Annotated in this window: 19 protein-coding genes and 2 pseudogenes; 12 read left to right on the top strand and 9 right to left on the bottom strand. The window is 64.6% G+C overall.

Going from position 1 to position 17830, the window contains the following annotated elements; translation table 11 throughout:
- Positions 1-151: 151 nt before the first annotated feature.
- A complete protein-coding gene (locus J7359_RS08910; RefSeq protein ID WP_209056294.1) occupies positions 152-448 on the top strand; it encodes an ion channel in 297 nt (98 codons plus the stop codon).
- Positions 449-470: 22 nt separating this feature from the next.
- Here the strand turns inward: J7359_RS08910 and J7359_RS08905 are convergent, their stop codons facing one another.
- Positions 471-827: a cytochrome c gene (locus J7359_RS08905; RefSeq protein ID WP_348524366.1), complete on the bottom strand. Its 357-nt coding sequence runs from the start codon at positions 825-827 to the stop codon at positions 471-473.
- Positions 828-1013: 186 nt separating this feature from the next.
- Here J7359_RS08905 and J7359_RS08900 point away from each other — a divergent pair, with 186 nt between their 5' ends.
- The 8 genes from J7359_RS08900 (at position 1014) to J7359_RS08870 (ending at position 8593) form a co-directional block, all read left to right on the top strand.
- Positions 1014-1412, top strand: a complete 399-nt coding sequence (locus tag J7359_RS08900) for a hypothetical protein (RefSeq protein ID WP_209056292.1) — start codon at positions 1014-1016, stop codon at positions 1410-1412.
- A 72-nt stretch (positions 1413-1484) separates the two neighbouring features.
- Complete coding sequence (locus tag J7359_RS08895; RefSeq protein WP_209056291.1) at positions 1485-3038, top strand: multicopper oxidase domain-containing protein; 1554 nt, start codon at positions 1485-1487, stop codon at positions 3036-3038.
- Between the two features lie 120 nt (positions 3039-3158).
- Entirely contained in the window at positions 3159-3287 is a 129-nt protein-coding gene (locus J7359_RS20150) for a hypothetical protein (protein ID WP_280113654.1), read from the top strand.
- A 16-nt stretch (positions 3288-3303) separates the two neighbouring features.
- Positions 3304-3690, top strand: a complete 387-nt coding sequence (locus tag J7359_RS08890) for a DUF302 domain-containing protein (protein ID WP_045681285.1) — start codon at positions 3304-3306, stop codon at positions 3688-3690.
- Position 3691: 1 nt separating this feature from the next.
- Entirely contained in the window at positions 3692-4366 is a 675-nt protein-coding gene (locus J7359_RS08885) for a VTT domain-containing protein (RefSeq protein ID WP_209056290.1), read from the top strand.
- The gene (locus J7359_RS08880; protein WP_209056289.1) at positions 4363-5673 is read left to right on the top strand and encodes an APC family permease; all 1311 of its coding nucleotides are present in this window, start codon (positions 4363-4365) and stop codon (positions 5671-5673) included. The genes J7359_RS08885 and J7359_RS08880 overlap by 4 nt, the downstream gene beginning before the upstream one ends.
- A 67-nt stretch (positions 5674-5740) precedes the next feature.
- Entirely contained in the window at positions 5741-8074 is a 2334-nt protein-coding gene (locus tag J7359_RS08875) for a heavy metal translocating P-type ATPase (RefSeq protein WP_209056288.1), read from the top strand.
- A 39-nt stretch (positions 8075-8113) separates the two neighbouring features.
- Positions 8114-8593, top strand: coding sequence for a DUF411 domain-containing protein (locus J7359_RS08870; protein ID WP_209056287.1), 480 nt, complete (start codon positions 8114-8116; stop codon positions 8591-8593).
- Between the two features lie 37 nt (positions 8594-8630).
- On the opposite strand, the gene J7359_RS08865 is transcribed toward J7359_RS08870, so the two are convergent.
- Both J7359_RS08865 and J7359_RS08860 read right to left on the bottom strand, forming a co-directional pair.
- Positions 8631-9950, bottom strand: coding sequence for an MFS transporter (locus tag J7359_RS08865; RefSeq protein WP_209056286.1), 1320 nt, complete (start codon positions 9948-9950; stop codon positions 8631-8633).
- 10 nt (positions 9951-9960) lie between these two features.
- A complete protein-coding gene (locus J7359_RS08860; protein WP_209056285.1) occupies positions 9961-10221 on the bottom strand; it encodes a metal-sensing transcriptional repressor in 261 nt (86 codons plus the stop codon).
- Positions 10222-10305: 84 nt separating this feature from the next.
- On the opposite strand from J7359_RS08860, the gene J7359_RS08855 reads away from it, so the two are divergent.
- From J7359_RS08855 to J7359_RS08845, 3 genes are all read left to right on the top strand, one after another.
- Positions 10306-10659: a hypothetical protein gene (locus J7359_RS08855; RefSeq protein WP_209056284.1), complete on the top strand. Its 354-nt coding sequence runs from the start codon at positions 10306-10308 to the stop codon at positions 10657-10659.
- Between the two features lie 62 nt (positions 10660-10721).
- Complete coding sequence (locus J7359_RS08850; RefSeq protein WP_209056283.1) at positions 10722-11450, top strand: HupE/UreJ family protein; 729 nt, start codon at positions 10722-10724, stop codon at positions 11448-11450.
- A gap of 12 nt (positions 11451-11462) precedes the next feature.
- Complete coding sequence (locus tag J7359_RS08845; protein WP_247740288.1) at positions 11463-12110, top strand: transmembrane anchor protein; 648 nt, start codon at positions 11463-11465, stop codon at positions 12108-12110.
- Between the two features lie 386 nt (positions 12111-12496).
- On the opposite strand, the gene J7359_RS08840 is transcribed toward J7359_RS08845, so the two are convergent.
- The 6 genes and pseudogenes from J7359_RS08840 to J7359_RS08815 all read right to left on the bottom strand — a co-directional run bounded on the left by J7359_RS08840 (position 12497) and on the right by J7359_RS08815 (position 17658).
- The gene (locus tag J7359_RS08840) at positions 12497-12883 is read right to left on the bottom strand and encodes a transposase (RefSeq protein ID WP_209056282.1); all 387 of its coding nucleotides are present in this window, start codon (positions 12881-12883) and stop codon (positions 12497-12499) included.
- 59 nt (positions 12884-12942) lie between these two features.
- Positions 12943-13294: pseudogene (gene tnpB / locus J7359_RS08835) on the bottom strand (IS66 family insertion sequence element accessory protein TnpB).
- A 62-nt stretch (positions 13295-13356) separates the two neighbouring features.
- Positions 13357-13620: pseudogene (locus J7359_RS08830) on the bottom strand (toprim domain-containing protein); the annotation flags it as partial.
- Between the two features lie 101 nt (positions 13621-13721).
- Positions 13722-14642: an SH3 domain-containing protein gene (locus J7359_RS08825; protein ID WP_209056281.1), complete on the bottom strand. Its 921-nt coding sequence runs from the start codon at positions 14640-14642 to the stop codon at positions 13722-13724.
- A gap of 425 nt (positions 14643-15067) precedes the next feature.
- A complete protein-coding gene (locus J7359_RS08820) occupies positions 15068-16144 on the bottom strand; it encodes a helix-turn-helix domain-containing protein (RefSeq protein WP_209056280.1) in 1077 nt (358 codons plus the stop codon).
- A gap of 134 nt (positions 16145-16278) precedes the next feature.
- Positions 16279-17658, bottom strand: a complete 1380-nt coding sequence (locus J7359_RS08815; protein WP_209056279.1) for an alpha/beta fold hydrolase — start codon at positions 17656-17658, stop codon at positions 16279-16281.
- Between the last annotated feature and the right edge of the window lie 172 nt (positions 17659-17830).

The following is a 17830-nucleotide window of genomic DNA, read 5'->3' as shown; positions in this document are numbered from 1 at the left end:
GTTCCGCCGCGAGTGCTCAACATGCTGCAACTGGAATCGGGCTTCTGCTCGGTTTCGCGCTGGTGGCCGCCCTCTGGTCGCGCACCACTACGGGGCTATTGGCCGTCCGGGGCATGAAGCCGAACTCGAACGAGAGACCGCAGGCGCGATCATGGTGGCGTTCGTCGGGCTGCTCGCGCTCCACACGATTGAAATCCTGGCTTTCGCCGCAGTCTACAGGGCGCTGCAGGGCTGGGGCGTGGGAGGCCTCGACGGCAGCTACGACCCATGCTGGAGCGGCCTGATCTACTTCTCCGGCGTCAACTTCGCCACGCTCGGGTACACGCAGATCGAGGCAAGCGGGCCGATACGGATGGTCAACATGATGCAGTCGCTCGGCGGCTTCATGGTGCTGACCTGGTCGGCGACGTTCCTCTACTCGGTCTGCGAACGGGCCTCGCGCGAGTAGCAGCCGACGACCATGGGGAATGTCAGTTTGCCTCCGACACCCTCTCCTGGTATCGGCGCTCGCGCTCTGGCCATGTGCTCTTGATGTAGTCGAGAACGGCGCGGATGTCCGCGTCGCTCAGCACGTCTGCGAAGCCGGGCATGTCGCTCTCGTATCCGCCGCCGACCACGGCGGCGGTGCCTTCCTTGACGATCCGGAACAGGACGTCGTCAGGATGGTGCCAGGTATGGCCGCTGGCGTCGTGGGGTGGCGCCGGCAACCGGCCGGACGGAAGCGGCGAGCGCCAGTCCGGCTGGCCCTCCAGTTCCGCGCCGTGGCAGGCGGCGCACTGATCCGCATAGATCTGGCGTCCTTGCGCGATGATGTCCGCCGACGCCACGGCGGTGGATGCGGTACCGGCATAACGCCAGCCAGCAAAGACCGCGAGGATCACACCTCCGACGACCAGACCGATCCCGACAGTATTTCGGAGAGCTTTTTTCAAGACGTCTGTCCCCGATCACTGCGGAATAACATTCGCGTTTGGTCGAGATCACGTTGTGCCAGCGGCGAGGCGCCTGCGACAATGGACATTCTCGTGAGCAATGCCTATCTTTGCAGCATGCTCGAACGTGTCGTCACCATGCTTGCCATACTCGCGATCACCGTGGTGACGACGGTGACCTCCGCGCATGCGACACGCATGAGCATGAATTCCGGTGTGGATCACGCGATGCATGTCGCCGACATGATACACTCTCCGGTCATTTCGGGCCTCGGCTGTGACGCTGGAGAGCACTGTGGGTCGGCCGACGCCGAGATGTGCGAGTTCGTCTGCGCAGGCCTTTCGGCCTTCCTGACGTCGGCAGGAGGGGAAGCCGAGGACGCCCACGGCACCACCAGTCACGACGTTCCGTCCGAGGCGATCCACGTCAGCCGCGCGCCGGGACTGAACGAACGTCCTCCGAAACTCCGTCTCCTCTGAGCGCGCCCGGGCCGACGCCCGCGGCGTCCCATCGGTATTGATGAACGGGACATAAGTCCCGAGGAGACGACAATGAACACGCTTTCAAGACGCGGCTTTCTTGCCGCAAGTGCGGCCGCCATTGGCGCTGCACAGATGCCCCGCATCGCCTTTGCGCAGGCGGTGGCACCGATCAGCCTCTCCGCTGCGACGCGCACGCTCGACATCGACGGTCGCGCTGCCACGGTCTTCGGGCTTGCCGGCCCCGGCGGTCAGGGACTGATCCTCGACCCCGGCCAGAGGTTCCGGGTCGATCTGACCAACAATCTCGATGTCGGCACCATCATCCACTGGCACGGCCAGATCCCGCCGAATGCGCAGGACGGCGTGCCCGACATGCCGATGCCCCTTCTCGCCCCGGGTGAGACCCGATCCTACGACTTCGAGACCCGGCCGGGCACCCACTGGATGCACAGCCATGTGCCGACGCAGGAGATGCAGCTTCTGGCAGCACCGCTGATCGTGCGCTCGCCGGAGGACCTGACCGCCGACCGGCAGGAGGTCGTGATGTTCCTGCATGACTTCTCGTTCAAGTCTCCCGAGGAGGTTCTCGCCGAAATCGGCGCTGGCCATGGCGGCGGACACGGCGCAGGCCATGCTGCCGGTGCAGTGCCCGATCAAGGCGCACCCATGGGAGGTATGGGGGCGATGCAGGGCATGGATCACGGAGCCATGGGCCACGGCGCCATGGGCGGCATGCCGATGGGCAACATGCCCGGAATGGGCGGGATGATGGGTATGGGCGGCCAGAGGGGCGGCATGGCCATGGACCTGAACGACTATGACTGGGACGCCTATCTCGCCAATGACCGGACCCTGTCGGACCCGGAGGTGGTCCAGGTCGAGCGCGGTGGCCGCATCCGGCTTCGGGTCATCAACGCCGCCGCGGCGACGGTATTCTGGATCGACACCGGCGGTGCCGAGGCGCGGCTGGTCGCGGTGGACGGGCACGCTGTCCAGCCTTTCGGGGGCTCGCGGTTCGGGCTGGCGATGGGCCAGCGGCTCGACATCGAGATCGACCTGCCGAACGAAGGCGGCGCCTGGCCGATCCTCGCACTGCGGGAAGGCGCGCGGGAACGCACCGGCCTGATCCTCGCCACGCAGGGTGCCGAGGTCCGGCGCCTCGATGCCATGGCGGAGACCGCAGCACCTGCGTTCGACACCGATCTGGCGCAGGAGGCGCGCCTCATCGCGCTGGAGGCTCTGCCGGATCGACCCGTGGACCGCAGCCAGATGCTGATGCTGGGCGGTTCGATGCAACCTTATGTCTGGACGATCAACGGGACCGTCTGGGGCCAGCACCAGCCGATCACCGCACGCAGCGGTGAGCGGGTCGTGCTGTCGTTCCACAACATGTCGATGATGGCCCACCCGATGCATCTGCACGGCCATGTGTTTCAGGTCGTCGGGCTGAACGGGCGTCGGGTCGCCGGTGCACTGCGCGACACGGTTCACGTGCCACCGATGTCGATGGTCGATGTCGCCCTCGATGTCGGTGAGGCCGCCCGATGGATGCTGCATTGCCACCACATGCCGCACCTTGCGACGGGGATGATGACCGAGTTCGCGGTCACGGCGTCCGTCTGATCCCGGCGGGGCGTCCGGACAGGGCGCCCCGCCCGGCACCGATCCTGGTCTGTCCTGCCCCATGTTGTCGTGAGGGCCGGCCAAAAGACGCACCCTGCGGGTAAAAATCAGGAGGAAGAGATGATGAACTGGAACGAAATGGGCCCCGGAATGGGTTTCGGAATGGGGTTTGGCTGGCTCTTCGGCCTGCTGATCCTCGTGCTGCTGGTTTTGGCCATAGCAGCGCTGATCAAGTATCTTCGGAAATAGAAAAAAGGAGTTGGCAATGACCTACACGATCAATCGAATGTTCCCCGACGCCGGTATCGACGACGTCGACGCTCGCGCGCGGAAGGCCCTCACCGACCACGGCTTCGGCATCCTGACCGAGATCGACGTCAAGGCGACGATGAAGAAGAAGCTAGATGTCGAGATGCCCGCCTACCGCATCCTCGGCGCCTGCAACCCCAAGATGGCGCATCAGGCCATCGGGATCGAACCGCGCGTCGGTGCGATGCTGCCATGCAACGTCATCCTGCGCGAGGTCGACGGTGGCGTGGAAGTCAGCGCCATCGATCCTGTGGCGTCGATGCAGGCGATTGAGAACGCCGAACTGACGGCCGTGGCGGGCGAGGTGCGCGACCTCTTGGCGAAGGCCGTCGCGGCGGTCTGAGATGAGCCTGCGCGTCACCATTCTCGCGGGCCTTGCGATCCTCGGCATCGGACTGCTCGCTGTCTGGCAGTTCGCGCCTTCGGTGTTCGCCGAGGCGCGCAGCCTCCTGGAGCCCGAGCGTCTGGAAACGCTGGTGGCGCGTGCGGGTCTCTGGGGGCCGGTCCTGATCGTCACGCTTATGACCATCGCGGTCGTGGCCAGCCCAATCCCGAGCGCGCCGATCGCACTGGCGGCCGGAGCGGCCTACGGACATCTCTGGGGAACCGTGCAGGTTGTCATCGGCGCCGAGCTCGGGGCGCTGATCGCCTTCGGTCTCGCACGGGTTCTGGGGCATGATGTCTTGCGGCGGGTGTTCGGTGATCGCGTCGATGCCGGGCTTCTCGGCTCGCAGACCGCGTTGACAGCGACGGTTTTTGCCAGCCGCCTGATGCCCTTCGTGTCCTTCGACATGATCAGCTACGCGGCCGGACTGAGCCGATTGCACGCCTGGCGTTTCGCCTTCGCAACATTGGCGGGGATCATCCCGGCAAGCTTCCTGCTGGCCCATTTCGGCGGCGAGGCGGTGAGCGGAGATCTGGGCCGGGCGACATGGGCAGTACTTGGCCTCGGCCTCTTGACGGGCCTGCCACTGCTTTGGGTAGCCATGCGGCAAAAGCCTGAAAAGGGAAATCCATGACCGGAAGCGAGTACCAGAAGAACAGCATCACCCTTCCTGGTGCGGTAGCCATGGGCACCGGCGTGATGATCGGCGCGGGCATCTTCGCGCTGACCGGCCAGATCGCCGAACTCGCCGGGCCTCTCTTCCCGCTCTCGTTCGTCGTCGGCGCCATCGTGACCGCCTTCAGCGCCTACACCTATATCAAGATGTCGAACGCATACCCGTCTGCGGGCGGCATCGGGATGATCCTGAAGAAAGCCTACGGACCGACGACGGTCGCGGCGGGCGCAGCTCTCCTGATGGCGCTGTCGATGGTCATCAACGAAAGCCTCGTCGCTCGCACCTTCGGAACCTACACCCTGCGAGCCTTCGGCGGCGATCCGGACAGCATTCTCGTGCCGGTCCTCGGCGTGGGGCTGATCGTCTTCGCCTATCTCGTGAACGTCTCTGGCAACCGGTCAGTCGGGCTGCTGTCTATTATCATGGCCATTCTCAAGGTGGGCGGCATTGCGCTGTTCGGGGCGGCCGGTCTGTGGGCCAGCGGCATCTCGTTCGAAGCGTCGGGCGGAGATTTTCGTGCGGGTGGGTTCGTGGCGTCGGTCGCGCTGTCCATTCTCGCCTTCAAGGGGTTCACGACCATCACCAACAGCGGCGCCGAGGTGACCAATCCGCATCGGAACGTGGGCCGGGCCATAGTCCTGTCCATCGCCATCTGCGTCGTCGTCTACCTGCTGGTCGCATTCGCGGTCGGCTCCAGCCTGCCGCTCGATCGCATCGTGGCGGCGAAGGACTACGCGCTGGCTGAAGCGGCCCAACCAGCCCTCGGGCAAACCGGCTTCTACCTGACGGTGGCGCTTGCGCTGGTGGCAACTGCCTCGGGCCTGATCGCCAGCGTGTTTGCCGTCTCGCGGATGCTGGCGATGCTGACGGACATGAAGATGATCCCGCACAGCCATTTCGGGATGCCAGGCACGATCAAGGACCACACACTCGTCTACACCGTCGTGATCGCAGGCTTCCTGACGGTCTTCTTCGACCTCAGCCGCATCGCCTCGCTCGGGGCCTTCTTCTATCTGGTGATGGACATGATCATCCATTTCGGCGTGTTCCGGCATCTGCGCGAAGAAATCGGCGCTCGGGGCTGGGTGTTGCTGACGGCAATCGCACTTGATGCCGTGGTGCTGGCCGCCTTCGCCGCGATGAAATGGCAGTCCGACCCCTTGATCGTCGTCCTGGGTGCGATCGGCATGGCGCTGGTGTTCCTGTTCGTCGGAATCTTCCTCGCACGGAATCCCGCCCTGGAAGGCGCTCACGACCACCATTGAAAAGAGCTTGAGCTTCCAACGGCTGGAAGCGGCAAGCTGAAACAAGAGATCGAAAGGCTGGCAGACCATGGAGCACGAGCATCATCACGCGGCGCCCGACATTCCGGCGGGGGCGAATACCGCAAAGGACCCGATCTGCGGGATGACGGTCGCGGTCAAGCCGGACGGGCGTCACGCCGAGTTCCAGGACGAGACTTTTCATTTCTGCTCGGAGAAGTGCCAGACGAAGTTCAAGGCGGATCCGTGGTTCTACGCTTCGGGCCGGGCCGCCCGGCAGAAGAAGGCTGCTCCGGCCAACGTCCAGTACACCTGCCCGATGCATCCGGAGATCGTTCGCGATGCGCCAGGGTCCTGCCCGATCTGCGGCATGGCGCTGGAGCCGATGGTCCCATCGGACGAACCCAGCGAGGAGTTGACCGACTTCACGCGTCGGATGTGGATTTCGGCGGCGGCGGCGGTGCCGCTCGTCATCCTGACGATGGGGGAACTGGTCGCGCTGCCAGTGCGCGACTGGATCGGGCATCAGACCGCAAGTTATCTCGAGTTCGTGCTGGCAACGCCGATCATCCTCTGGGCCGCCTTGCCTTTCTTCCGGCGCGGCTGGGACTCCATTGTGAACCGCAGCCCAAACATGTGGACGCTGATCAGCATCGGCGTGGCGGCGGCCTACCTTTACTCGCTCGTCGCGACGTTCCTGCCGGGGGTGTTTCCGGAACAGTACCGGATGGGCCACGGCGTCGGCACCTATTTCGAGGCGGCGGTGGTGATCGTCGCGTTGGTCTTCGTGGGCCAGGTGCTGGAACTCCGAGCGCGAGAACGCACCGGGGATGCGATCCGCGCGCTTCTGGATCTGGCGCCGAAGACCGCGCGGCGCATCCTGCCCGATGGCACGGAATATGACGCGCCGCTCGAAAACATCATGGAGGGCGACCGGCTGCGCGTCCGTCCCGGCGACGCGGTTCCGGTCGATGGTGTCGTGATCGAGGGCCGATCATCCCTGGACGAGAGCATGCTGACCGGCGAGTCGATGCCAGTGGAGCAGGGGCCGGGCGATACTGTGACCGGGGCCACGATCAACAAGAACGGCTCTCTGGTGATCGAGGCGGGCAAGGTCGGGTCCGATACCGTGCTGGCGCAGATCGTCGCGATGGTGTCGAACGCGCGGCGCTCGCGCGCGCCGATCCAGGGTCTGGCTGACCGGGTCTCGGCGGTATTCGTGCCGACCGTGGTCGTCATCGCAATCGTCGCCTTCGTCGTCTGGACGATCTTCGGCCCAGAGCCCGCGCTCGTCTTCGCCATCGCTTCGGCTGTGTCGGTGCTGATCATCGCCTGCCCATGCGCCCTGGGGCTTGCGACACCGATCTCCATCACCACGGCCGCGGGGCGCGGGGCCCAGTCGGGCGTGCTGATCAAGGACGCCGAGGCGCTGGAACGCATGGCAGGAGTCGATACGCTCATCGTCGACAAGACCGGCACGCTGACCATGGGCAAGCCGAAGCTGACCGATACGGTTACGCTCGGGGACGTCACCGAGACCGACCTGTTGTCGCTGGCCGCAGCGCTGGAGCGTGGCTCGGAACACCCGCTGGCTGAGGCGATCGTCGAGGGAGCCGAGGCGCAGGGTGCGCCGCGTCAGGAGGCCACGGACTTCGACGCCGTCATCGGCAAGGGCGTGCAGGGCCGCGTCGGAGGGCGCGCGGTGGCGCTCGGCAACGCGGCGATGATGCGGGAGATGGGGCTCGACACTGCGCAGGCCGAGTCAAAGGCCGACACCCTGCGCGCCGAGGGCAAGACGGCGATGTTCGTCGCTCTTGACGGCGTGCTCGTCGGCATCGTGGCGGTCGCCGACCCGATCAAGGAGAGTACCGCGCAGGCCATTCGGGAACTTCATGCCCAAGGGCTAAGGGTGATCATGGCGACGGGCGACAACGAACGCACGGCGCAGGCGGTGGCGGGCAAGCTCGGCATCGACGAGGTGCGCGCAGGCATCCTGCCCGAGGCCAAGAAGGACCTGATCGACCAGTTGCGCCGCGACGGCCACAAGATCGCCATGGCGGGTGACGGGGTGAACGACGCGCCCGCGCTGGCCGCCGCGGATGTCGGCATCGCCATGGGCACCGGGGCCGATGTTGCGGTGGAAAGCGCAGGCATCACCCTGCTGGGCGGCGACCTGATGGGCATCGTGCGGGCGCGCAAGCTGGCCCGCGCCACCCTGCGCAACATCAAGCAGAACCTGTTCTTCGCCTTCGCCTATAACGCTCTCGGCGTCCCCATCGCAGCAGGACTGCTCTACCCCGTGACCGGCCTTCTCCTCTCGCCGATGATCGCGGCGGCGGCGATGAGCCTGTCGTCGGTCTCGGTGATCACCAACGCCCTGCGGCTCAGGCGGGTCGACCTCTGATCTGCCAGCCCACACATCCAACCTCGAAAGGAACATCAGATGACCCAAGACATGTTTTCCCGCCGCAAGCTCCTGATCGGCACAGCTGCGCTGGCGGCTGCGTCGCCCCTGAGGGCTCTGGCGCAAGGCGCCGGACCGGCGATCCACGTGATGAAGGACCCAAACTGCGGCTGCTGCTCGGCCTGGATCGAGATCCTCGAAAACGACGGTTTCGCAGTCACGACCGAGGCGAGCGGGGGAACGCTTCTGATGCGCTACAAGCTGGACAACGGCATCCCGCAGGAGATGGTCTCCTGCCATACGGGTCGCGTAGATGGCTACATGATCGAGGGCCACGTGCCCGTTGCCGACATACGCCGTCTGCTGGACGAGCGCCCAGACGCGGTTGGCCTCGCAGTGCCCGGCATGCCCTATGGGTCCCCCGGCATGGGCCCGGAGTCGCAGCGAGAGGCTTATGTCGTCTACCTGATCCGTCGTGACGGCACGACAGAGACATTCTCAAGCTATCAGGCAGCCTGAATTTGCATGACATTCAGGGGCACGCGTTGAGGGTCCCTCAGAGCTGTGACGCCCAGCGGGGATGCTGGTCGTCCACGACGAAGGGATGCGCGTGACGCCGCGCACCCTTGAGATGGGGGTGGTCGAGCGGAAGGTTGTCATGGCTGTGCTCGAGGATCTCTGGATCCTCCTTTGGCCAGAGGCGCAGAGCCGATAGCGCGCCGACGCCTGCCAGCGCCGCAAGCGTCCCGAGGGCCGCGACCGGTCCGAATTGCGTCATCAGCCAGCCGGAAAGCGGATAGGTCACAAGCCAGCAGGCATGGCTGAGCGCGAATTGGGCGGCGAAGAGCGCGGGGCGGTCTTCTGCTTGGGCGGAACGCCGCAGCAGACGGCCGGAGGGTGTGAGGACCGCCGAATACCCCAGGCCCACAAGTAGCCACGCGCCAAGGAGGACGGGCCAGGTTAGCCCAAGGGCGGCGACCTCTCCGGCGAGACCAAGGAGCGTCAGCACCATGAGCGCGGCGCCTGCGACCATCACCGGCCGGTCCGACACGCGGTCGAGCAGTTTCGGCAGCGCAAATGCGGCCAGCATCGAGCCCGCGCCGAAGGCGAACAGGGTCCAGGCCAGCGCGGATGCGTCCAGACCCAGCGTGCTGCGGACCAGCACCACCGAGTTCACCAGCACCATCGCACCCGCAGCGGCGGCGGCGAGGTTCAGCGCCAGCAGTCCGCGCAGGCGCGGCGTCGCGAGGTAGATGCGCATGCCGCGCGTGGTGCGGTCGTAGACGCCGCGCGGCTCGGACGGTTTCGGCGAAGGCAGCAGGACCGAGACGACCAGCACCGCGGAAGCCGCAAACCCCACCACCGTTCCGAGGAAGAGGGAATAGTAGCTCACCATAGCAAGAAGAAGCCCGGCCAGCATCGGGCTGACAATATTCTCAAGGTCATAGGCCAGCCGCGACAGAGACAGCGCCCGCGTGTAGCGCGCCTCGTCGGGTAGCACGTCCGGGATGGTCGCCTGGAAGGTCGGCGTGAACGCCGCCGAGGCCGATTGCAGCAGGAAGATCAGGACATAGACTTGCCAGACCTCGGTGACGAAGGGCAGGCACAGCGCGACACCCGCCCGCACCAGATCCAGCGCAACCAGAAGCGCCCGACGGTTCACCCGGTTCGCAAAAGCCCCGGCGATGGGAGCGATGCCGACATAGGCCACCATCTTGATGGTGAAGACCGTGCCAAGGACCATCGCAGCCCCATCCCCGGCGAGATCATAGGCCAGAAGCCCCAGCGCCACCGTGGCCAGCCCCGTGCCGAGCAGTGCCACGACCTGCGCTGCGAAGAGATGGCGATAGGTACGGTCGGCAAGGACTTCCAGCACGGGGGTAACCTCAGAGGTATCGGGAGATGGCCTTCAGTTCGTCACGATCGGCGGCCGAATGCTCGGCATCGAGGCAATGATCCACGTGGTCGTGGATCAGCGCCCGCTTGGCGTTCATCACGGCCTTCTCGACCGCCTGAAGCTGTTGCGCGATCTCGAGGCAGGGCTTGCCCTCCTCGATCATGCCGATCACGGCCCGCAGATGACCTTCGGCGCGTTTCAGCCGGGCGATCAGGGCGGGATGGGTTGCGTGGACATGGGGCTTTGTCATAGAAAGACGTTATCCCCCCTGGGGGGATAGAACAAGATGGCCCGAAGGGCCGCGAGCAGTCACGGGCGAAGCAGGCAAGGACCGATGAGATTTTTGGCGACACTCGGACGACATGCGTTCGCGGCGCTTATGTGCGCGGCGCTGGTCGTCTGGTCCGTTGCGCCCGCAGCGACCCATGCGCCGACCGTCTTCGAGACCATCCAGGATCACCTCGAGATGATCGCGGATCACGGGCATTCGCACGGGTTCGAGGAAGACCTCTACTGGGCGATGCACGGTCACAGCCATGACGTGGCCGACCACGACCACGGTCAGGCTTTCCTGGCGCTCGGGGACCGGAGCCATCCGACCTCCGCCTACCGGGATGCGTGGCGGCTCAAGGCCTCGCCGGGCGGCGGGCACCACACATTCAGGATCGAACGACCTCCGCGTGCCTGATCGGCGCCGCGCGCTGCGCGCTGCTTCACCGATCATTCAATCGCACGAACGGAGACCATTTCATGAGTTCCAACTCGACGGGCCTGTGCACGCTCGCGTCGCGACGCGTAACGGCCATCCTTCTGACAGCCCTTGCGCTCTACGCCTCCAGCGTGGCGCAGGTGCTCGCCCATGACGTCACCCCCGGTGACGCGGGCTACATCCAGGAAATTTGGGGGGTGCACGTCATCTCCTTCATCTACCTCGGCGCCAAGCACATGGTGACGGGCTACGACCACATCCTTTTCCTTCTGGGGGTCGTGTTCTTCCTCTATCGGATGAAGGACGTCGCCATCTATGTCAGCATCTTCGCGGTCGGACACTCGGTGACGATGCTCGCCGGTGTCTGGTGGGGATGGGGCATCAACGCCTACATCATCGATGCGATCATCGGCCTCAGCGTCGTCTACAAGGCGCTCGACAACCTCGGCGCCTACCAGAGATGGTTCGGAGTCCAGCCGAACACCAAGGCCGCAACCCTGATCTTCGGCCTGTTCCACGGCACCGGCCTCGCCTCGAAGATCATCGAATACGACATCTCGGACGATGGCCTTCTTTGGAACCTGCTGGCGTTCAACGTCGGCGTCGAGGTGGGCCAGATCCTCGCCCTGTTCGTGATCCTCGTCGTGATGGGCTACTGGCGCCGGTCCGAGCGGTTCATGAGCCAGGCCGTGGTCGCGAACGTCATCATGGTGGGCCTTGGCCTCTGGCTCACCGTCTACCAGATCAACGGCTTTCTTGCGGCCGCATAAAGAGAAAACGAAATGCAAATCATCGAAAAAATGCGCGCCACCATGCAACTGAACGCGGAGAAGCCCGATCCAGCCCTCCTGCCGACGCCCCGGCAATTGCGGCGCTCCACCATCGCCGCCGTGATCGGCGCGGCCGTCATCGGGGTCGGCGTCTACCTGCCCGCCGAATACGGGATCGACCCGACCGGGATGGGCAATGTCCTCGGCCTCACCGAAATGGGCGAGATCAAGCAGCAGCTCGCCCGTGAAGCGGCCGAAGACGAAGCGATCCACGGCGGTGACCAATCCTCGAGCGTCATCGACGGCATCTTCGGCCTCTTCGTCGGCGCGGCCCATGCGCAGGAAGCCTGGACCGACACGCTCACCTTCACTCTGGCGCCGGACGCGGCGACCGAGGTCAAGCTCGTCATGGCCGCGGGTGATGTCGCCGAATACGCGTGGGTCGCAGAGGGCGGCCGGATCAACTTCGACCTGCACGCACATGGCGAGGGGCAGTCCATTGACTACGACCGGGGCCGCGGCGCCACATCCGGCGAGGGCAGCATCGAGGCGCCCTTCCCGGGCGAGCACGGCTGGTTCTGGCGCAACCGCGACGATGCGGACGTGACCATCACGCTGCAACTGCGCGGCGCCTACAGCGAGGTGGTTCGCAGCGAGTGATCAATGGCGCCTGCGGGAAACCGCAGGCGCTTCCGCTACTCCCGAGGCGATCGGGGATCCGCTTGATGCTGTGTAACGCATGGCCGGTCTTTGGGCCTTCGCCTAACGTGCGAAATCCCACGCAATCACACGATCAGAACATGAACACCAGCTGCACACGACGCGACGCAACTAATTGAAATTAGGAAACAATCGATACCATCCATCATAGGTGCAACGGAAAGACGGGCAGCCGTTGATAAATCTTGTTTTTTAATTTTATCAGCCACTTGCCTGCACCTCGCTTCGTCTCGTTCCGGCCTGTTCTGTACCAAAAACGCCGATTTCGACGCTGCACTTGGTACAATGTACCAAATAGGATTCCCATGTACCAAGTCAGGAGGTCATCATGGGTTCGATCTGTATACGCAAGCGAAAGAATGGCAGCAGCAGCTACCTTGCGCGCGTGCGAGTGATGCGAGAAGGAACCTCCTATCATGAGACGAAGACCTTTGACAGACGCCCTGCCGCTTCGGCTTGTCCTTCTCCTCCTCGTCCGGCAGGCGCAGCTTTGCAGTCATCCTGGCGATAGAGATCTCGGTTGCCTCGAGCGCCAGTTGAAGCTGCTCGATGGTCTCCGACGACGCGCCAAAGCGATGGCTGCGGTGACTGGCGAGTTGGTGGCGCAACTTCTCGATCAGCGTCGCCTGCGACTTCACTTCGGCCAGCAAAAGCGCCGTGAACACCCGCAGTTCCTCGGGATCTTCGGGCAGGAATTTGGTCACCTCCAGCATGGCCAATCATACCAAAACAAGGGTGAGACAGGAATCGCGAACATGCTGTCGTGCGCGGTCTATCCCGCCTTGAGCGGCGTCCAGCTACGCCGCGGCAGACGCCAGTCGATCCCTTCCAGCAGCATCGCCCGGCTCGCGCCGGAGTCAGGGCGATCTTGCCCTCCTTCGCCGACGGCCACACGAACCGGCCCTTCTCCAGGCGCTTGGCTCGAACAGGCACGCGCCCTGACCGTCCCACCAGATGATCTTGATCAGATCACCACGACGGCCCCGGAAGATGGACATGTGCCCGGCGAACGGGTCCTGCTTCAGCACGGTCTCCGCCTGGGCCGCCAGCGTGGTGAACCCGCGCCGCATGTCGGTCACGCCTGCCGCCAGCCACACGCGGGTGTTTGCCGGGACTGGGATCATCCGGACAGACCCCGGATCAGCCGGGCCAGCGCCTCGGGATCGTAGGCTCCGCTGAGGCTGACGAGATCGTCGTTGAAATCCCCCAGCACGGGCGAAAGCGTGATCGCCTCGATCCCGGTCTCGATGGTCCGGTCCACCAGGCTGTCCCGCGCGGCGTCACCTGCCGGATCGTTGTCGCGGACGATATAGAGCCTGCGCAGATGCGGGGAGAACTGGATGGCGGAGAGATGGCCAGCCGAAAGTCCCGAGATCATCGGCATCTTCGGCAATGCCTGCCGCAGCGAGAGGATGGTTTCGATCCCCTCGCCTGCCGCCATGACATCCTGCGCCTCGCAAACCACCCCATCCCCGTCCATGCATCAATGGGGGCAACACACCAGAAGCGACAGCCAGCGCAGGCGCATCCACGAAGGCCGCAGCTACTGCCCTAGTAAATGCCCAGATATACCCGGTAGACGGCAGAACCGGAGCCGCGATTGACGACCTCCACGACGTGATCCCCGCTCATGTAGAGCGAGCCTTGGTAGGGCAGACTGGCCTGCACCTCGTCGAGCAGCACATGTCCATTCGGCATGAGGATGCGGTAGTCGATGTTGGGATCGGTGCCCGAGAAGCTCACCTCCAGAATCTGGCCGTTCTGCGCGCCGAGCACGTAGCGGACCGTCGTGCCTGGCGATAGCGTGCCGCTCTCTTCGGTTCCGCTGTTGCCCGGCGCGAAGCGGACACGCACCGACTGCGTGTGCGGCGCGGACGGTGCCGTATGATCGACCGCCGCGGCGGGACCAGAGGCAGGAACGAGATACTCCGTAGCGACCCATCCGATCGAGGCGCCATCGTTCGGCGCCATCGGAACCATGCACCACGTCCGGCCCTCGTGCTGCTCGCAGCCGAGGTTCCGCACGACCATGCCGCGCTGGAGTTGCGCGAAGGTCGGCGACGAGGTCGCGGGTTCGGAATGCATGTTGAGCGTCGACTGCACGTTGACGCGCCAGTAGTCGGTGCCAGAGCCCGCCATGGCGCCGCCGCCGTCGTTGGCGCCCGCCCCCTCGCCCGAGGCGCGGACGGTGCAGATGCCGTTGGCGCGGTTTGGCCCAGTGTAGGAGACGAGCCAGTCGGCGCCGCTGCGCGCGATGCTGAAGGTGATGCCGTTCGCCCGGGCCTCGTAGTAATCCGCGTTGAAACCCTCGACGCTGGCGGGATTGCCGTTGACGGTGATGTAGCCGGCGCCGTCGGAGACGACGGTATTGCCAAGCGGGCATTCGGCGGTGAAAGGACCGGCCTGCGCGATCGCGGCCGCCGGCAGGCAGAGTGCGAACATCGCCGCGGTGACTGAACGTACAAGTGTCATGAGAGTCTCCGTGGAGTCTTTGGGTATTGATGACGGCGGGCCGCAGTCCGCGTGAGATCACCCGGGATCACGCCGCTCTTTTCGGATCACCTTGGTTTCAGAGGTTGGTCGGCGGCGATCAGAAGAGAAAATCCCCCTGCAGTTCTGCTTTCCACATACTGGTTCTTCAGAACCGAAGGGAGGATCAGTCTCTTCAGTTGCTTTGACCGAGCAGCGATCGCCGCAGTTGTTTCATGTGTCTGGCCCTAGATGGACGACCACCCCGGTAACAACGGATGTCGTGAGGTCGAATACATGCGAGAGTATGGGGCAGTCTCCAGAGGCCACGGGACGAACATACGAAAACGTGTCTCTCGCGTCGTTAGACGGGACTCGCAATTTCGATTGTCCGCGTGTCTCAGCGACCCGGCACGACCGGAGGCGGCCTAGCTGAAACGCTTGTAGGCCCATTGCAGCGCCGCCACCGGGCCGGGCAACGGATTGGACCCGCCCGCCGCGTGGCCGACCCCGATCTGCGCCCGATCGTCCCTTTGGTGCCACTGCCCGAGGACGTCGCTTGGACGTTCGCCGAACTGATCACGGAAGCTCCGGCTGAAATGGGCCAGCGTTGCGAAGCCGGTCCGGTCGGCTGCGTCCTGCACTGCACCACGCGATTGGGGCGCCTCGGACAGGATGCGATATGCCCTTTGAAGGCGCCGCGTCAGGATGTAATGTTGCAGGCCGCCGTCCTCGGCGAAGTCGCGGTAGATGGTCGCCCGCGAGGCCCCGAAGGCCTTCAGCAGCATGTCTATCCCCAGATCGGGGTCGGGAAGGTTCTTGTCGATGAACACCTTCATCGCCGCGATCCGCGCCCGACGAGTTGGGCCGTCCCTTTCGCTGTCCATGCCCCCCGCGACGATGCCCTGCAAGAGCCCGCTCACCGCTGCGGCAAGGCCGGCGGCGTCGCCCTGCTCGAGGTATTGCGCCTCCTGCAGCATAAGGCCCAGGCCCGCCTGCAGTATCCGCCCGCGCGGGGTGTCGATGCCGATGCTAAACACGGCCGGATGTGCGGACGGATCATAGCCAAGAAGGTGATAGGGCACTGCCAGCGTGAACTGTTCATGGTTGGTCGAGATCTGTCTTGCGGCCCGGTCGTGGTCGATGAAGTGGATGGCGCCGGTACCCAGCGTCCTCTGGTCGTCGCCATGGATGAGCAGGCTGTAACCCGACCGGTACATGCGCACCTTGACCACTGGCGTGGGGTTTCTGTCGATCAAGTCCTGCGTGCGGTCGACGACGTTGGCCTCGGCCTTCAGCGCGGCAAGCAGCAGTTCGTCGAGAAACCAGGCCTGCGCCTTCACGCGATGGCCGCGCTCGGGCGTGAAGGGCCCCTCGAGCGCGAAGGTGCCGTCTACGACGTGGCGCCAGAGTTCGCGCGACCGTTCGGGCGCCATGCCAAAGGTGTCCAGCATGTGTGTAGCCAGGGTCTCCGTACGACCGTGCATGATTACTTCGGTGCGCATGGCCCTCAGGAACTGCAGTGGATGCAAACGATTGCCTTGATATCTAGATGGTTGCGCGTGAAATGACGAGGACTTTGTGGCGGCTGAACTGACAGCACGACGGCAGCGTCGTCAGCATGTCGGTCAAGTGGGGCTCAGTCTCCTTCGGGCATGCTGAGATCGGGCCGCATGAACGGCAGAGGTTCTGTTTCGGTCACGCAGGTCAGGTCAGGCGGCGCCGCGGGGTCCAGGACGAAGTCCCGCATGATCGCGATGGCGCATTGATTGATGTTCATGACCTGAACGTGGAACCCGGCGGGAAAAATCACATGCCTGGCGTTGGGCAGCGCATCCACGACCTGCTGGCTGACATACCACGGTGTCTGCACGTCCAGCCCGCCGCTCAGGACGAGGGTCGGCACATCGGTCGTCGCCAGGTCGTCGGCGCGGGCGGGTAGCTGCGGCAGGTTCAGAATGTCGCACACTTCGACATAGAGGGCGGCGCTTTCGCGGGCGAAGAGCTGCTCGTACAGGCCGACGCCGTCGGTCAGCACATCGTCGGCCGCCCGCGGCGGGTCATCCGTGCAGACCATCGCCGCATGCATCAGGATCGCCATCTCAGCATCCATCGCGGCAGGATCGGCCAGAAGTTCCGCCCCGCGCTGCGCTGCCATGTCGGCCGCGATCCGGTCGCGCCCCTCGGTGACGTAAGCGTTCAGGAGCGCCGGAAAGGCCATCGCGCCGAACTTCTGGGTCTGCAGCTCATGCAGGTAGGATGCGAATTCACCCTGCGTCAGAGTCAGATCGAAGGTGACGTCTGGTTGATCCGGCACTGTGTAGGTCGTCTTGATCGGCCCGTCGTCGAACAGGGCGAGGGCCGCATCCAGAAGCGCGGGGATGTCATAGCTTGCCGCGCATTCGGCATCCTCGGCGCACAGTGCGGTCAGGTTGTCGATGCCCCACTGCGCGAAACTCGAGCGCTGTGCGCTCCAGTCCGTCGAGGTAAGCGAGCCGGTACCGTCAAGTACGATCGCCTCCAGTATCTCGGGGAAGTCGCGCATGACCGTCTGGCCGAGCTCGGTGCCGTAGGATTCGCCGTAGTAGACGATCCGCTCGTATCTCAGCGCAAGCCGCGCGTCGTTCACGTCGGCGGAGTTCTCGATCGTGTTGTAGGCGGCGAGGTCGACACCTGCCGCGCCATGCCTCTCGAAACAGGCGCTGACGCGCTCTCGCAGGATGAGGCGTCCCGCATCGTCGTCCAGACCGCTTTCAACCGCCTCGCGCTGCGCAGTCCAGAGTTCGGTACAATCGAGGTAGGGCCGCGATCGAAGCGTGCCGCGCTGCTCCATCAGCACGATATCGCGGGTCTCGAGGATGGGGCCGAGAAGGCTCGGCTGGAACAGGGCGAGAATCCCCGGATCACCGGTCAGCGCCTGCCCCGGACCTCCTGCCAGCATGAAGAGCGGCGCGGCGTCCGTGGGCAACGCCTTCAGCACGGCGCTGATGTTCTGGTGCTTGTACTCGATTGCCTTCACGGAGCGATCGATCCGATCTGCAAGCTGTCGATATGATGCTGCCTTGGTAATCCCCCCATTTTTGTGGGGGCTTGGTCGTAGAATTTACGCGGCCATTCTCAGTTTCTGTGCGGGTGTCATCCCGCCGTTGCCCATGTTTGGGCGCTCATTGTTGTAGGACCAGAGCCATTCA

The sequence above is a fragment of the Paracoccus sp. R12_2 genome (assembly GCF_017744015.1).
GTDB lineage: Bacteria > Pseudomonadota > Alphaproteobacteria > Rhodobacterales > Rhodobacteraceae > Paracoccus.
Note: the sequence above shows the minus strand (reverse complement) of the source record. Positions and strands in the feature narration are given on the sequence as shown.

Excerpts from the sequence above, each read along its gene's own strand:
- J7359_RS08910 (WP_209056294.1), top strand. The coding sequence starts at position 152 with ATGGTGGCGTTCGTCGGGCTGCTCGCGCTCCACACGATTGAAATCCTG.
- J7359_RS08900 (WP_209056292.1), top strand. The coding sequence starts at position 1,014 with ATGGACATTCTCGTGAGCAATGCCTATCTTTGCAGCATGCTCGAACGT.
- J7359_RS08895 (WP_209056291.1), top strand. The coding sequence starts at position 1,485 with ATGAACACGCTTTCAAGACGCGGCTTTCTTGCCGCAAGTGCGGCCGCC.
- J7359_RS20150 (WP_280113654.1), top strand. The coding sequence starts at position 3,159 with ATGATGAACTGGAACGAAATGGGCCCCGGAATGGGTTTCGGAATGGGG.
- J7359_RS08890 (WP_045681285.1), top strand. The coding sequence starts at position 3,304 with ATGACCTACACGATCAATCGAATGTTCCCCGACGCCGGTATCGACGAC.
- J7359_RS08885 (WP_209056290.1), top strand. The coding sequence starts at position 3,692 with ATGAGCCTGCGCGTCACCATTCTCGCGGGCCTTGCGATCCTCGGCATC.
- J7359_RS08880 (WP_209056289.1), top strand. The coding sequence starts at position 4,363 with ATGACCGGAAGCGAGTACCAGAAGAACAGCATCACCCTTCCTGGTGCG.
- J7359_RS08875 (WP_209056288.1), top strand. The coding sequence starts at position 5,741 with ATGGAGCACGAGCATCATCACGCGGCGCCCGACATTCCGGCGGGGGCG.
- J7359_RS08870 (WP_209056287.1), top strand. The coding sequence starts at position 8,114 with ATGACCCAAGACATGTTTTCCCGCCGCAAGCTCCTGATCGGCACAGCT.
- J7359_RS08860 (WP_209056285.1), bottom strand. The coding sequence starts at position 10,221 with ATGACAAAGCCCCATGTCCACGCAACCCATCCCGCCCTGATCGCCCGG.
- J7359_RS08855 (WP_209056284.1), top strand. The coding sequence starts at position 10,306 with ATGAGATTTTTGGCGACACTCGGACGACATGCGTTCGCGGCGCTTATG.
- J7359_RS08850 (WP_209056283.1), top strand. The coding sequence starts at position 10,722 with ATGAGTTCCAACTCGACGGGCCTGTGCACGCTCGCGTCGCGACGCGTA.
- J7359_RS08845 (WP_247740288.1), top strand. The coding sequence starts at position 11,463 with ATGCAAATCATCGAAAAAATGCGCGCCACCATGCAACTGAACGCGGAG.
- J7359_RS08840 (WP_209056282.1), bottom strand. The coding sequence starts at position 12,883 with ATGCTGGAGGTGACCAAATTCCTGCCCGAAGATCCCGAGGAACTGCGG.
- J7359_RS08825 (WP_209056281.1), bottom strand. The coding sequence starts at position 14,642 with ATGACACTTGTACGTTCAGTCACCGCGGCGATGTTCGCACTCTGCCTG.
- J7359_RS08820 (WP_209056280.1), bottom strand. The coding sequence starts at position 16,144 with ATGCGCACCGAAGTAATCATGCACGGTCGTACGGAGACCCTGGCTACA.